The organism is Xanthomonas citri pv. citri (genome assembly GCF_000961215.1).
Taxonomy (GTDB): Bacteria; Pseudomonadota; Gammaproteobacteria; order Xanthomonadales; family Xanthomonadaceae; genus Xanthomonas; species Xanthomonas cissicola.
Genome location: NZ_CP008998.1, coordinates 145,878 through 160,847 on the forward strand (window position 1 = coordinate 145,878; position 14,970 = coordinate 160,847).

General features: G+C 66.1%; 14 protein-coding genes. 10 read left to right on the top strand and 4 right to left on the bottom strand.

Annotation, left to right across the window (positions count from 1 at the left end):
• Positions 1–4: 4 nt before the first annotated feature.
• Complete coding sequence (locus tag AMD14_RS01110) at positions 5–1,015, bottom strand: class 1 fructose-bisphosphatase (RefSeq protein ID WP_003487947.1); 1,011 nt, start codon at positions 1,013–1,015, stop codon at positions 5–7.
• 263 nt (positions 1,016–1,278) lie between these two features.
• Positions 1,279–2,481 carry an amino acid aminotransferase gene (locus tag AMD14_RS01115; protein ID WP_045714531.1) on the bottom strand — a complete coding sequence of 401 codons (1,203 nt, stop codon included), beginning with the start codon at positions 2,479–2,481 and terminating at the stop codon, positions 1,279–1,281.
• A gap of 156 nt (positions 2,482–2,637) precedes the next feature.
• Here AMD14_RS01115 and AMD14_RS01120 point away from each other — a divergent pair, with 156 nt between their 5' ends.
• The 5 genes from AMD14_RS01120 (at position 2,638) to AMD14_RS01140 (ending at position 8,189) form a co-directional block, all read left to right on the top strand.
• A complete protein-coding gene (locus AMD14_RS01120; protein ID WP_015471544.1) occupies positions 2,638–4,776 on the top strand; it encodes a TonB-dependent receptor family protein in 2,139 nt (712 codons plus the stop codon).
• Positions 4,777–5,058: 282 nt separating this feature from the next.
• Complete coding sequence (locus AMD14_RS01125) at positions 5,059–5,358, top strand: hypothetical protein (RefSeq protein ID WP_015462718.1); 300 nt, start codon at positions 5,059–5,061, stop codon at positions 5,356–5,358.
• Positions 5,359–5,483: 125 nt separating this feature from the next.
• Positions 5,484–5,864: a cupin domain-containing protein gene (locus AMD14_RS01130; RefSeq protein WP_003487955.1), complete on the top strand. Its 381-nt coding sequence runs from the start codon at positions 5,484–5,486 to the stop codon at positions 5,862–5,864.
• A gap of 222 nt (positions 5,865–6,086) precedes the next feature.
• The gene (gene adh / locus AMD14_RS01135) at positions 6,087–7,616 is read left to right on the top strand and encodes an aldehyde dehydrogenase (protein ID WP_015462719.1); all 1,530 of its coding nucleotides are present in this window, start codon (positions 6,087–6,089) and stop codon (positions 7,614–7,616) included.
• A gap of 177 nt (positions 7,617–7,793) precedes the next feature.
• A complete protein-coding gene (locus AMD14_RS01140) occupies positions 7,794–8,189 on the top strand; it encodes a DUF779 domain-containing protein (RefSeq protein WP_003489961.1) in 396 nt (131 codons plus the stop codon).
• A 126-nt stretch (positions 8,190–8,315) separates the two neighbouring features.
• On the opposite strand, the gene AMD14_RS01145 is transcribed toward AMD14_RS01140, so the two are convergent.
• Positions 8,316–8,495, bottom strand: a complete 180-nt coding sequence (locus tag AMD14_RS01145; protein WP_003489962.1) for a hypothetical protein — start codon at positions 8,493–8,495, stop codon at positions 8,316–8,318.
• A gap of 151 nt (positions 8,496–8,646) precedes the next feature.
• Between AMD14_RS01145 and AMD14_RS01150 the strand changes: the two genes are divergently transcribed.
• Both AMD14_RS01150 and ku read left to right on the top strand, forming a co-directional pair.
• Positions 8,647–9,045 carry a hypothetical protein gene (locus AMD14_RS01150; protein WP_005915959.1) on the top strand — a complete coding sequence of 133 codons (399 nt, stop codon included), beginning with the start codon at positions 8,647–8,649 and terminating at the stop codon, positions 9,043–9,045.
• Positions 9,045–10,004: a non-homologous end joining protein Ku gene (gene ku / locus AMD14_RS01155; RefSeq protein ID WP_003489964.1), complete on the top strand. Its 960-nt coding sequence runs from the start codon at positions 9,045–9,047 to the stop codon at positions 10,002–10,004. The genes AMD14_RS01150 and ku overlap by 1 nt, the downstream gene beginning before the upstream one ends.
• A gap of 137 nt (positions 10,005–10,141) precedes the next feature.
• Here ku and lldD read toward each other — a convergent pair whose 3' ends face one another.
• Entirely contained in the window at positions 10,142–11,308 is a 1,167-nt protein-coding gene (gene lldD, locus AMD14_RS01160) for an FMN-dependent L-lactate dehydrogenase LldD (RefSeq protein ID WP_011050112.1), read from the bottom strand.
• A gap of 394 nt (positions 11,309–11,702) precedes the next feature.
• Here lldD and AMD14_RS01170 point away from each other — a divergent pair, with 394 nt between their 5' ends.
• From AMD14_RS01170 to AMD14_RS01180, 3 genes are all read left to right on the top strand, one after another.
• On the top strand, positions 11,703–12,803 hold the full coding sequence (locus AMD14_RS01170) for a serine hydrolase domain-containing protein (RefSeq protein ID WP_003489971.1): 1,101 nt from the start codon (positions 11,703–11,705) through the stop codon (positions 12,801–12,803).
• 177 nt (positions 12,804–12,980) lie between these two features.
• Positions 12,981–14,084, top strand: a complete 1,104-nt coding sequence (locus AMD14_RS01175) for a sensor histidine kinase (protein WP_015462720.1) — start codon at positions 12,981–12,983, stop codon at positions 14,082–14,084.
• Complete coding sequence (locus AMD14_RS01180; protein ID WP_011050114.1) at positions 14,081–14,713, top strand: response regulator transcription factor; 633 nt, start codon at positions 14,081–14,083, stop codon at positions 14,711–14,713. Before AMD14_RS01175 ends, AMD14_RS01180 begins: the two co-directional genes overlap by 4 nt.
• Positions 14,714–14,970 lie beyond the last annotated feature (257 nt).

The following is a 14,970-nucleotide window of genomic DNA, read 5'->3' on the forward strand; positions in this document are numbered from 1 at the left end:
AGCCTTAGGCCTTGTCGGCATCCAGGTGATACCGCGTTGCTTCGGCCACTTCGTTCTTCGAGCCCAGGAACACCGGCACGCGCTGGTGCAGCTGTGTCGGCTGGATGTCGAGAATGCGTTCGCGCCCGGTGGTTGCCGCGCCGCCGGCCTGTTCCACCAGCATGCTCATCGGGTTGGCTTCGTACATCAGGCGCAGCTTGCCCGGCTTGCTCGGGTCTTTTTTGTCCCACGGGTAGATGAAGATGCCGCCGCGGGTGAGGATGCGATGCACGTCGGCGACCATGCTGGCGATCCAGCGCATGTTGAAGTCCTTGCCGCGCGCGCCGTCCTTGCCGGCCAGCAGGTCGCCCACGTAGGCCTGCATCGCCGGTTCCCAGTGGCGTTGGTTGGACATGTTGATGGCGTATTCGGCGGTGTCTTCGGGCACGCGCATGTTGGCCTGGGTCAGCAGGAAGCTGCCTTCTTCGCGCTCCAGGGTGAAGGCGTGGGTGCCGTGGCCCAGCGTGAGCACCAGCATGGTGCTGGGGCCGTAGATGCAGTAGCCGGCGGCGACCTGTTGGGTGCCCGGCTGCAGGAAGTGCTCGTCGCCCGGCTTTTCGGTGCCCTTGGGCGCGCGCAATACCGAGAAGATCGTGCCCACCGAGACATTGACGTCGATATTGGAGCTGCCGTCCAAGGGATCGAACAACAGCAGGAAATCGCCGCTGGGGTATTGGTCGGGCACCGGCTGGCTGTGGTCCATTTCTTCGGACGCGCACGCGGCCAGATGGCCGCCCCAGGCGTTGGCCTCGAGCAGGATGTCGTTGCTGAGTACATCGAGTTTCTTCTGTGCTTCGCCCTGCACGTTGCCGGTGCCGGCATCGCCGAGCACGCCGCCCAGAGCGCCCTTGCTCACGGCGATGGAGATGCGCTTGCAGGCGCGCGAGACGATGGTGATCAGCTGGCGCAATTCCGCATCGATACGGCCGGCGTGTTGCTCTTCGATCAGGAAGCGGGTCAGCGAGGGACGCGACATGGGAACGGGCAGCCTGTGTAGGAAGTGGGCCGCCATTGTCGCCATTGCGGCGTTAGATTTCGATCACTTGATGCGCGGTTTGCATCGCCGGTGATCGAATATGTGCGGATGGCGCGTGCGATAAGCAGGCGCTATCCCGCGCTACCGGCATCCAGCACGCCGTACGTCGGCGGGGGCAAGGCAACAGCAAGCAAAAAACCGGGAGGCTTGCGCGCTCCCGGCTTGATCGCGTCAGCCGATGTAGCCGATGAAGCTCCGCTGCACTACACCCGGCTGACAGTGGCCACGGCCTGGGCCACGTAGTCCAGGTTACGCTGGCTCAGTGCTGCCACGCAGATGCGGCCGGTGCCGACCGCGTAGATCGCGAACTCGTCGCGCAGGCGGTCCACCTGGGTCTTGGTCAGGCCCGAGTACGAGAACATGCCGGCCTGGCGCTGGATGAAGTCGAACTCCGGCGCACCCAGCGTGGCGAGTTTTTCCACCAGCCCGGCGCGCAGGGAATGGATGCGCTCGCGCATCTCGGTCAGTTCCTGCTCCCACAGATCGCGCAGCTCCGGGCTGGTCAGCACGCCGGCCACCAGGGCGGCGCCGTGCGTGGACGGGCTGGAGTAGATCGTGCGGATGATGCGCTTGACCTGCGACTGCACCGCCTTGGCTTCGGCGGCGGTGGCCGAGACCACCGACAGCGCGCCCACGCGCTCGCCATACAGCGAGAACGACTTGGAATAGGAACTGGCGACCACGTAGCTGTCGATGCCTTCGGCAGCCAGCAGGCGCACCGCATAGGCATCGGCCTCGATGCCCTTGTCGAAGCCCTGGTAGGCGATGTCGACGAACGGGAACAGGTTGCGTTCCTTCAACAGGCCGGCCACCTGCTTCCACTGTTCCTTGCTCAGGTCGGCGCCGGTGGGGTTGTGGCAGCAGGCGTGCAGCAGCACCACGGTGCCCGGTTCGAGCTTGGCCAGGTCGGCGAGCATGCCGTCGAAGTTCAGGCCATGGATGGCGGCATCGAAGTAGGTGTAATCGACAACCTCGAAGCCGGCCGCGCCGAACACCGCGCGATGGTTTTCCCAGCTGGGGTTGCTGATGGCGATGGTGGCGGTGGGCAGCAGCTTCTTGAGCAGGTCCGCGCCCACGCGCAATGCGCCGCTGCCGCCGACGGTCTGCGAGGTCGCCACGCGGCCGGAGGTCACCAGCGCAGAGTCGGCGCCAAACAGCAGCTCCTGGGTGGCCTTGTCGTACGCGGCCAGGCCGTCGATGGGCAGATAACCCCGCGGTTTGGCGTCCTGCGCGAGCTGCTGCTCGATCTTGTGCACGGCGCGCAACAGCGGGATGCGCCCGTTTTCGTCGTAATAGACGCCCACGCCCAGGTTGACCTTGTTGGGGCGGCTGTCGGCGTTGTAGGCCTCGGTCAGGCCCAGGATGGGGTCGCCTGGAACCTGTTCCACGTTTGCAAAGAAGGACACGGCATGACTCGCTGAAGGACGAAAGAGTGGGGTACTTCCGGATCGTTGACCGCTGCTGGGCCAAACCACTTCATCGTAGCAGCCCATGGCCGGCGTAGCATGCTTCGTTCCGTACGCAACAATGCACTGACAGTACGGATAAGGGACACTAGGCGCATGTCCAGACTCACCTTGTTGGCCGCCGCCTGCGGCCTGTTCGCCACGGGCGCCACATCGCCTGTCCTGGCCGCCGATCCGGCGCCGCCCGCCGCCACATCGATCCAGCGCCTGCCCGCCGTGCAGGTGGACGCCGCGCGCGTGCGCGGGGTGGACGACTTCGACCTGCCGGCCTCGTTCACCGTGGTGGCGGCCGATGACGACAACCGCCGCGGCGCGCAGGTGTCCGAGCTGCTGGACGGCATTCCCGGCCTGGTGGCGCGCGACCGCCAGAACTACGCGCAGGACACCCAGCTGTCGATCCGCGGCTTCGGCGCGCGCTCCACCTTCGGCGTGCGCGGCGTGCGGCTGTTGGTGGACGGCATTCCGGCCAGCATGCCCGACGGCCAGGGCCAGCTGTCGCACTTCAACGTGCTGGGCGCGCAACGGGTGGAAGTGCTGCGCGGGCCGTTTTCGGCGTTGTACGGCAACTCCTCCGGCGGCGTGCTGCAGCTGTGGAGCGCCGATGGCGAGCCGGACGACCCGTGGCGGCTGCGCGCCACCTACGGCAGCAACGCGACGGTCAACGTCGGCGCGCAAGTGCTCGGCCAGCAGGGCGCGGTGCATTACAACCTGGCCGCCAATCATTTCGACACCGATGGCTTCCGCGCCCATAGCCGCGCCAAGCGTGACTCGGTCAACGCCAAGCTCGGCTTCGATCTGGCCGAGGGCCGCCGGCTGGACCTGGTGCTCAACTATCTGGACGCACCCGACGCGCAGGACCCGCTCGGCCTGACCCGTGCGCAGTTCAATGCCGACCCGGCACAGGCCACGTCGGTGGCGACCCAGTTCGATACCCGCAAGTCGGTGCGTCAGTCGCAGGCCGGGGCCATCTTCACCCAGCGAATGGACGACCAGACGTTGCGCTTGATGGCCTATGGCGGCCAGCGCAGCGTGGAGCAATTCCTGGCGATCCCGGTGGCGGTGCAGCGCAACCCGCTGCATTCGGGCGGGGTGATCGATCTGGACAGCAATTACGAAGGGGCCGATGCGCGCTGGGCCTGGCAGGGCGAGGCGCTGGGCCGGCCGCTGCAGCTGACCGTCGGCACCAATGTCGACCGCCAGCGCCAGCACCGCACCGGTTACGAGAACTTCGTCGGCGACACGCTGGGCGTCAAGGGCGCATTGCGCCGTGACCAGCGCGATGAGGTCGAGAACGTGGACCAGTTCGCGCAGCTGTGGTGGCAGTGGAGCGACCGCTGGTCGGCACTGCTGGGCGTGCGCCATAGCGACGTGCGCTTCGCGTCGGACGACCACTACATCGTGGGCCGCAATCCCGACGACAGCGGCCGGCGCGATTATTCGGCGACCACGCCGGTCGCCGGCATCGTGTTCCGTGCCGACGAGAATCTGCGTTTCTACGCTTCGGTGGGACGCGGCTTCGAAACGCCCACCTTCAACGAACTGGGCTACCGCAGCGATGGCGGCGCCGGCCTGGCGCTGGACCTGGGCGCGGCCACCAGCCGCAACTACGAAGTGGGCAGCAAGTGGCGCGCGCAAAGCGGCGCGGCGCTGGAATTTACGGTCTTCCGCGCCGACACCGACGACGAGCTGGCGGTGGCCAGCAATACCAACGGGCGCAGCACCTATCGCAACATCGGCGCCACCCGGCGCCAGGGCGCAGAGCTCAGCTGGCAGCAACCGATCGGTGCCACCCAGCAGCTGCAGCTGGCCTATACCTTCGTCGATGCCACCGTGCGCGATGGTTACCTCACCTGTGCCAGCAGCGGCTGCGCAACGCCCACCGCAGCGGTGGCCAGCGGATCGCGCCTGCCTGGCGTGCCGCGTCAGCAACTGTTTGCGCGCTGGCAATGGCAGCCGGCGCAATGGCAGTTGGCTGCCGAATCGGTAGCCTCCGGCGCCACCGTGGTCAACGACCTGGCCACCGAACGTGCACCGGGCTACGCGCTGGTGAACCTGGAAGCCTCCCGGCGCTGGAGCACCCCGCAGGGCGCATTGCGCACCTTCGCACGCATCGACAATGTGCTGGACCGGCAGTACGTGGGCTCGGTCATCGTCAACGATGGCAACGGCCGCTACTACGAGCCCGGCCCGGACCGCACCTACACGGTGGGGCTGCAATGGGATTTTGGCGGCTGAGCCGTCAATGGGCGGTGCGCGTTCAACAACACGTCCCGCCCGTAGGAGCGCCCCCGGGCGCGACAAAGCCGTCCCGCCAATGCGCGCGTCGTCACGGCGATGCGCCTCCGCCAAACGGTCGGCCTGCAGCGTGATTTCGGCGGCTAATCCGGCCGCAGGCGGCGCGCATCCAACAACATGCACACCGCCCGTAGGAGCGCCCCCGGGCGCGACAAGGCCATCCCGCCAACGCACGGTCTGCCATCGACATGCCACACCCGTGCCCACCACATCAGGCCCACCATGATCGTCATCGATCACGCCCCCGCAGACTGGTTTCTGTTGCGCGCGGACAACCGCTACTGGCTGGACATCAACTGCACGATCTCGGCCACCGGCTTCTCGCTCCTGCTGGCGTTGAACGCAACCGAGCAGGCCGACGTGCTGGCAGACGGGCATGCCGCCTGCGCACGGCTGGCCGCACAGGTGCAATGGCGGCCGCACGATTTTGCCGCGCGTGATGTCGGCGCCAGTCACGGTGCGCAGGTCGCCGCAGCGGTGCGGGCGTGGCGCGCGGCAGGCACCAGCAACGCTCGCGCATGAATTCATCGCGTTGGGCAAACCGCTTGCGCTGTTCGCCGCGCGCGGCTGCAATGCACCGCGTTGATGCAGCGGTGACTGCCGGCGATGCGATGCACTAAGCTTGCAAGCGCATTCCCCGCACAAGGATGTTTCCGTTGAACACGCGCTACGCCCCGATCGATTTCAGCGACAAGCTCGCCCTGCTGTCGCAGCACTGGTCCCCGCGTGTCGTCGCGGAAATGAACGACTACCAGTTCAAGCTGGTCAAGCTGCAAGGTGCGTTCGTGTGGCATCGGCATGCGGACACGGACGAGGTGTTCATCGTGCTGGACGGCAACATGACCATCGAATTTCGCGACGGCGTGGTGGCGCTGTCGGCCGGGCAGATGCACGTGGTGCCCAAGGGGGTCGAACACCGCCCGGCGGCGGAGCACGAATGCAGCGTGCTGCTGGTCGAGCCGCGCGGTGTGGTCAATACCGGCGATGCGGGTGGCGCATACACCGCAGACAACGACGTCTGGATTTGAGTGTTGTGCAACGCGTGCTGGTGCACGGCGGCCGATCCGGCGCTTGGTTGCGGAGCCCTTGCCCCGTGCGCGCAATGATGCGCTGCAGCACAACGTCCACCACTGCGCGGGGAAAGACGGCTGCGCTGCAATGACGCAGCGCAACAGCGCATGACATGACATTGCGCTAGCGCTCGCGCGGGTATACACGTGCGCATCGGACCACCTCCGCAGGAGCCCATGATGAACGCGCTTGCCTCTGCAAAATCGCTCAACAACGATCCGCACTCCATCTTCAAACCGCGCTACGACAACTTCATCGGCGGCCAGTGGGTAGCGCCGCACAGCGGCCAGTACTTCGACAACACCACGCCGATCAACGGCAAGGTCTTTACCTCGATCGCGCGCTCCACCGCCCCGGATATCGAAGCGGCGCTGGATGCCGCGCACGCGGCCAAGGATGCGTGGGGCAAGACCTCCACCACCGAGCGCTCTAACGTATTGCTCAAGATCGCCGACCGCATCGAACAGAATCTCGAACTGCTCGCGTACGCCGAGACCTGGGACAACGGCAAGCCGGTGCGCGAAACGCTCAATGCCGACGTGCCGTTATGCGTGGACCACTTCCGCTATTTCGCCGGCGCCATCCGCGCGCAGGAAGGCGGCATTTCCGAGATCGACAGCGACACCATCGCGTATCACTTCCACGAACCACTGGGCGTGGTGGGGCAGATCATCCCGTGGAATTTCCCGCTGCTGATGGCGTGCTGGAAACTCGCACCGGCGCTTGCCGCCGGTAACTGCGTGGTGATGAAGCCGGCAGAGCAGACGCCTGCCTCGATCCTGGTGTTGATGGAACTCATCGGCGACCTGCTGCCGCCTGGCGTGTTGAACGTGGTCAACGGCTTCGGCCTGGAGGCCGGCAAGCCGCTGGCCAGCAACCCGCGCATCGCCAAGATTGCGTTCACCGGCGAAACCACCACCGGCCGGCTGATCATGCAGTACGCCAGCCAGAACCTGATTCCGGTGACGCTGGAGCTGGGTGGCAAATCGCCCAACATCTTCTTCGCCGATGTGATGGCCGAAGACGACGATTTTCTCGACAAGGCGGTGGAAGGCTTCGTGCTGTTCGCTTTCAACCAGGGCGAAGTGTGTACCTGCCCGTCGCGCGCGCTGATCCAGGAGTCCATCTACGACGCCTTCATGGAAAAGGCGCTCTCGCGCGTGGCCGCGATCAAGCAGGGCAATCCGCTCGACCCCAACACCATGGTCGGTGCGCAAGCGTCCAGCGAACAGTTGGAAAAAATCCTCTCCTATATCGACATCGGCAAGCAGGAAGGCGCCGAAGTGTTGATTGGCGGCGAGCGCAACACGCTCGATGGCGACCTGGCCGAAGGTTTTTACGTCAAGCCCACGGTGTTCAAGGGCCATAACAAGATGCGCGTGTTCCAGGAGGAGATCTTCGGCCCGGTGGTCTCGGTCACCACCTTCAAGGACGAAGCCGATGCGCTGGCGATCGCCAACGACACGCTGTACGGCCTGGGTGCCGGTGTCTGGAGTCGCGACGCTTCGCGCCTGTATCGGATGGGCCGTGCGATCCAGGCTGGCCGCGTGTGGACCAATTGCTATCACGCCTATCCTGCGCATGCTGCATTCGGCGGGTACAAGCAGTCGGGTATCGGCCGCGAGAATCACAAGATGATGCTCGACCACTATCAGCAGACCAAGAACCTGTTGGTGAGCTATTCGCCGAAGGCGCTGGGGTTTTTCTAAAGATGCCTGCGTGGCTGAGCGCATCGATGGATGCGCACACGAAGGCCAGTCGGCCTCGTTCCGTTGCACCATCGACGCGAAGGCATGCACACGGTCTGTGCGCGCAGGCACGCCCGCACACAACGGCGAGCGTATGGTGTTCGACAAGGCGGCCGCAGTGGCCGTGGGAGTTAGCCGATGCAAGACAGCACCACGCGCGTTGAGCTGCCGGCGCAGGTCACGGCCACGCTGGCGGCATTGCAGCTGATCGACAAGCTGCGTGCTCAGCACGGCGATGTGTTGTTCCATCAATCCGGCGGCTGTTGCGATGGTTCCTCGCCGATGTGTTTTGCGGTTGGCGAGTTCATCGTCGGCGACCGCGACGTATTACTGGGCGAGATTGGCGGCGCGCCGTTCTACATCAGCGCGCCGCAATTCGGATACTGGAAGCACACCCAGCTCATCATCGATGTGGTGCCGGGGCGCGGCGGCATGTTTTCGCTGGAAAACGGCGAAGGTGTGCGCTTCCTGGTGCGGTCGCGGCTGTTCGACGATGATGAGTTCGCACGGTTGCAGCAGGCCGGCCGGGCATGAGCGACGCGGTGCGAGGTTTGCCGCAGTGGCCACGACATGGACTGGTGCCTGTTGGCTTGCCTTACGACACCACGCTTCAGCCAAATAACTGTCGGGAACGAGCCAAATAACTGTCAGGAACGCCAGTCAGTCATCGGTTCCCGTTGATGGCGCGCTTCCCGGCTTCTTGGCCGGCGTCTGGTCATCGGCTGGAATCAGGCGCCCCGGTGCATCGCCAGCGCCGCGATCTTCATGGTGTTCGGCATCGCGCTTGCCGTGCTGTTCGCCCGGCTGGCTGGGTTGGTCGCGTAACGGGTCGCGGGACATGGTGGACTCCTGACAGCAAGATGGGCAGGCAGTTCACCGCGCCCGCGGTGAAGGGCGCGCAAATCGCGCAGCGCAAGCGAATTTCTCACGCATGGCTCACGGCAGCGGCGTTACTGATGTCAGCCCCCAATGCCGCACCGTGGAGCCGCCCATGCGCCCCCAGGATCGCCGTCCCGACCGTCGCCTGTTCAGTGCCCATGTCGAGCCCGCTCCGCCCAGGCGCGCGCATCGCAGTGCACGCATGCCGGACACCGCTGGCGTGGCGCAGGACTTCCACTGCTACAGCCTGGCCGACTACCAGCGCCGCCGTCGGCGTGGTGGGCCCACCTGGCGCGATTTATCGCCGGCCTATGCGTTTGCGCGGATCACCCACGCCGCCGATTGGCCGCGTGGGGCCGATATCGATTGCGAGCAGGCCCTGGCTGCGCAGTGGGACAGCATGCGTGGAGCCTCGCGACTGGACTGGCCGCATGTGCGCGACATTGTCGAGGATGCCTGGCTGGCCCTGGACCACATTCCCGAAGCCGCAATTCATGGAGCAGCGCACTGATGGCACGACCGATCTGGACCGGCACCCTTTCCTTCGGCTTGCTCAACGTGCCGGTGTCGTTGATGTCGGGCGAACGCAAGGTGGATCTGCATTTCCGGATGCTGGATTCGCGCGACAAGAAACCGATCCGCTTCGAACGCGTCAATGCCGACACCGGCGACGAGGTGCCGTGGAAGGAGATCGTCAAGGCATTCGAATACGACAAGGGCAGCTACGTCATCGTCGAAGAACAGGATATTCGCTCTGCGGCGCCGGAAAGCCATGAAACGGTAGAGGTGGAAACCTTCGTCGATGCAGCCGACATCGATCCACGCTATTTCGAAAAGCCCTACATCCTGGTGCCGGGCAAGAAGGCCGAAAAGGGATACGTGCTCTTGCGCGAAACCTTGCGCGACACCGGCAAGGTGGGCATTGCCAAGGTGGTGATCCGCACCCGCGAGTATCTGGCGGCGGTGATGCCGCAGGGCGATGCATTGATCTTGTTGCTGCTGCGTTATCAGCAGGAGGTGGTGGACCCGCAGGATTTCAAACTGCCGGCCGGTGCGGTGGGCGAGTACCGCATCACGCCCAAGGAACAGGAGATGGCCAAGCAGCTGATCGAGTCAATGTCCGGCACCTGGCAGCCGGAGGATTACCACGACGAATTCCGCGGCAAGCTGGAAAAGATCTTGCGCAGGCGCATCCAGGAAAAGGGCGGCACCACCACCGTGGACGTCGAGCCCCCTCAGCACGAAGACGCCACCACCAACGTGGTGGACTTCATGTCGTTGTTGCAGAAGAGCCTGCAGGCCAATACGCGTACGCCAGCCAAGAAATCCAGCACGGCCGACACGGCAAGCGCACCCGCGAAGAAAACGGCAACCAAAAAAGCGGCGAAGAAGGCCGTCAAGAAGGCAGCAGGCAAGACGACCAAGAAGACTGCGGCCAAGACGGCCGCGCCCAGGCGCAAGGCGGGGTAGGCAGGTTCGCAGAACCGACTGCAAGCGTGGCATCCCCGCCTATCGGCGCGCGCTTCGCCGCGACCGGTGGTGCACTTTCGGTCCGCTGCCTGGCTAACCGCTCACAGCAGTCGATTACGCGTTACGGTTTAGCGGCTTTATGGCGAGATCGCATCGGCACGCTCGCGCGTCACCCGGCTCAAAGCGTCGGCGCTGATGTCGGCGATGGAATGCGTGCCGGTCAGCGTCATCGCCACGCGCATTTCCTTTTCGATCAGGGTCAGCAGGTTTTCCACGCCGGCCTGCCCGGCGGCCGCCAACGCGTAGACGAACGCGCGCCCCAGCAATACCGCATCGGCACCGAGCGCGAGCATGCGCACCACGTCCAGCCCGCTGCGGATGCCCGAATCGGCCAGAATCTTCAGCTCGCCCTTCACCGCATCGGCAATGGCCGGTAGTGCGCGTGCGCTGGACAGCACGCCGTCGAGCTGACGGCCGCCGTGGTTGGAGACCACGATGCCGTCGGCACCGAAGCGCACCGCATCGCGTGCGTCCTCCGGGTCCAGGATGCCCTTGATCACCATCGGCCCGGTCCAGAATTCGCGGATCCATTCCAGGTCTTTCCAGGCGATTGACGGGTCGAAGTTGGCGCCCAGCCAGCCGATGTAATCCTGCAGGCCGGTGGGGCTGCCGCGGTAGGCGGAGATGTTGCCCAGATCGTGCGGTTTGCCGAGCAGGCCCACGTCCCACGCCCAGCGCGGGTGCGTCACCGCCTGCAGCATGCGCCGCAGCGAGGCGTTGGGCCCGCTCATGCCCGAGTGCGCATCGCGGTAGCGCGCGCCGGGCGTGGGCATGTCCACGGTGAACACCAGCGTGGTCACGCCCGCCGCCTTGGCGCGCTCCAGCGCATTGCGCATGAAGCCACGGTCCTTGAGCACATAGAGCTGGAACCACATCGGCCGTTCGATGGCCGGTGCCACTTCTTCGATCGGGCACACCGACACCGTGGACAGGGTGAACGGAATACCGCGCGCGGCCGCCGCACGCGCGGCCTGCACTTCGCCGCGGCGTGCATACATGCCGGTGAGGCCGACCGGCGCCAAGGCCACCGGCATCGCCAGGGTTTCGCCGAACAGCTCGGTGCTCAGGCGCAGATCCGACATATTGCGCAGCACCCGCTGGCGCAGCGCCACATCGGCCAGGTCCGAGACATTGCGCCGCAAGGTGTGCTCGGCATACGCGCCGCCATCGATGTAATGGAACAGGAAGGGCGGCAGGCGTGCTTCGGCGGCGGCGCGGTAGTCGGAAGCGGCGGAAATGATCATCGAAGACGGGACGGCAGCGGCAGGGGAGCCGCCGAGTGTAAGACCATCGGTGGCAGGTGGACCGCTGCAGCGGCAGGCCGCACGCGCTGCACGCGGCGTTTCGTCGGGCGCATGGGCGGTTTGGTCGCATCGCGCTGGCATCGGCACGGATCGGTTGCAAGACTGCGTTTGCTGCCGCAGCGGCGCTGGCGCTGGCGCTTGCCGGCGCCGCCCACGTGGGGCATCTGCAGCAACCACATCACGGACGGAGGGCGCCATGCGTGCAGGCACAGCAGCGGGATGGACGGTAAAGATCGGGCTGGCGATCGGTGTGCTTTGCAGTGGTCAGGCGTGGGCGGGCGGGCCGGGTCGGCCGCCCGCGCCGGACGCCATCACACGCACACTCCAGCAACACATGGACGCCGCCGGCATCGTCGGCCTGGGCGCGGCGATCATCCGCGACCGCAAGGTGGTCTGGACCGGCGGCGTCGGTTTTGCCGACCGTGCGCGCGGCACGCCATTCACGCCCGACACCGTCATGAACATCGGCTCGATCAGCAAGACCGTGACCGGCGTGGCGCTGATGCAGGCGGTGCAGGACGGCAAGCTGGCGCTGGATGCGGACATCAACACCTATCTGCCGTTCGCCGTGCGCAACCCGCAGTTTCCGCAGGTGCCGATCACCCTGCGGCAACTGGCCACGCACACCTCCAGCCTGACCGACCGCTGGGAGGTCTACCGCGACACCTATCGCTGGCAAGGCCTGCCGGTCGCGCCGTTGGGCGACTTCTTGCGCGGCTATCTGGCGCCCGGCGGGCGCGACTACCAGGCGCAGAACTACCTGCCGGTCAAACCCGGCACGCATCGCGAATACTCCAACATCGGTGCCGGCCTGGTGGGCTACATCGTCGCGCGCGCGGTGGGCCAGTCGCTGGAGCGCTACACGCACACGCGCATCTTCGCGCCACTGGGCATGCAGCACACTGCCTGGCATGCGGCCGATCTGCCGGCCGCCGCCCAGGCCACGCTGTATGTGAGCCAGTTCGGTGTGAGCGTGCCGATCCCGCCGTACGAACTCACCACCTACCCCGACGGCGGCGTGCGCACCAGCGTCAACGACCTCTCCAGGCTGTTCATCGCCCTGCTCGATGGCGGGCAGTACCAGGGCGTGCGTATTCTGGATACCACCACCACCGCGCAGATGCTGCGTTTCCAGTACACCGCCGCCAACACGCCCGACAATGTCGCCTTGAACGAGAAGAACTCCGGCATCTTCTGGTCCACCAAGTACAACGTCACCCGCATCGGCCACGGCGGCTCGGACCCGGGCGTGCACACCGAGATGCTGTCGGACCTGGCGCACGACAATGCGGTAGTGCTGATCAGCAACACCTCCTTGGACAGCAGCGATGCCAGGGTCAATGCGCAGCTCTTCGACGATCTGTGGGCGTATGCCGTGGAGCTCAGGCAGCAAGCGGCCTCCGCTGCCGGCCGTCGCCGCCCCGCACCGGATTGAGCGCAGCCAGCAGAACGGAAGCGGACCGGGCATGACCTGCGGCCCCGGGGTGGTGTGCCGGTGTGCGCACGCGCTGCAGCCGCGACAGGGGCCGCAGGTCATCGATCCCACCTGCCAGAAGTCACCTTCTGCCTGCGCACCATTGCCGAGCGCCTGCATGGCGGTCAGCATCGCCGCATGAACTCTTCCTTCTGCCACCTGTTGCACCCCCTGCGTCTGGCCGCTGCGTTCACCATTGCCGCGGTCGCGCTGTCGTTCATGCCCGATGCGTCTGCCCACGGCGCCTGGCGCTGGGGCGCACTGGCCGGCTTCACCGCATTGTTCGTGTTGCACACCGTGTTGCCGCAAACGCATGCATTGCGCACGGTGGCCACCCTGCTGCAGGCGGTGTTGGCATTGCTGCTGGTCTGGATAGAGCCGCGTGCCGGCACCGCGCCGGTCCTGCTGGTGATGCTGGTGGCGCAGGCGGGCATGACCTGGCCGCCGTTGCGCGTGCTGCTGCTGGCGCTGGCGTTGAACGCTGGCATGTACGCGGTGCTGGTGCACGCAGGCTTCGATCGCGCCTTGTTGATCGTCAGCATCTATGCCGGCTTCCAGGCCTTTGCCGCACTCACCGCGCATTACGCCCGCAGTGCCGAGCGGGCGCGCGACGCCTTGGCCTACGTCAACGCCGATCTGCTGGCCACCCGCGCGTTGCTGGCCGACAGTGCGCGCGATGCCGAGCGTTTGCGGCTGGCGCGCGAGTTGCACGATGTGGCCGGGCACAAGCTCACCGCCATGCGCATCAATCTGCGCCTGCTCAGCGCCGACCCGGCCCTGGCACAGCGCGACGAGGTAGCGGTGGTGGAACAGTTGTCGGCCGAACTGCTGTCGGACATCCGCAACGTGGTGCAATCGCTGCGCGACGACCAGGGCCTGGACCTGCAGACTGCCTTGCGTGCACTGGCCGCCCCGTTCCCGCGCCCGACGCTGCGCCTGCAGATCGATGCCGACGTGCGTGTCACCGATGCGCGCGTGGCCGAGCTGCTGCTGCGGCTGGTGCAGGAAGCGCTGACCAACGCCGTGCGGCATGCCGATGCCGATGAAGTGGCCGTGCACCTGCACTGCGAAGGCGCACAGCTGCACGTGGACATCTGCGACGATGGCCGCCGCGCCGAGCGCATCCGCGAAGGCAACGGCATTACCGGCATGCGCGAACGCCTGGCCGCACTGCACGGCCAGCTGGACCTTGGCCGCACACCCACGGGCGGCATGCATCTGATCGCGAGACTACCGGTATGAGTTCACGTCGTATTGCCCTGGCCGACGACCAGATCCTGGTGCGCGCCGGCCTGCGCGCGTTGCTGCAGCAGCAGGGCGTGGAGGTGGTGTGCGAGGCCGACGACGGCCAGGGCCTGCTGGATGCGCTCGCCATCCACACGGTGGACGTGGTGCTCAGCGACATCCGGATGCCCGGCCTGGACGGCATCCAGGCACTGGAGCACCTGCGCGCCCGCGGCGACCGCACCCCGGTGCTGCTGCTCACCACCTTCGACGACAGCGACCTGCTGCTACGCGCCAGCGAGGCCGGCGCGCAGGGCTTCCTGCTCAAGGACGCCGCCCCGGAAGACCTGCGCGAGGCGATCGAGCGCGTCGCCGCAGGCGACACCCTGCTGCAGCCGGTCAGCACCGACCCGGTGCGCGCCCGCTACCAGTTCCGCGACCAGCAGGCCCCGCGCGAGACCTTCAGCGAGCGCGAGGTGGCGATCCTGCGCCTGCTGGCCGGCGGCTATTCCAACAAGGAAATCGCCCGCACCCTGTTCCTGGCCGAAGGCACGGTGAAGAACTACGTCTCCACCATCCTGGAAAAGCTGGGCATCCGCGACCGCACGCGGGCGGTCTTGAAGGCGATCACGTTGCGGGTGATTTGAGGGTGGGCAATCGGGAATCGGGAATCGGGAATCGGAAGAGCGGGCGGTTGGGCAGTTTGGACCGGATCAGAAAGCCCTAGAGCAAGGGGGAACCTAAAGCCCCTCTCCCCCTGGGAGAGGGGTTGGGGTGAGGGTACGGGTAACGCTACTTGGTGCCGATGAGACCCCTTCACGGAGTCTTGGCCCGAGCGTCGAACTGCAGTCCTTCCTATGTGACTGTTTCATAAAGATCTATGGGCAACCGTCAGCTTCGGCCA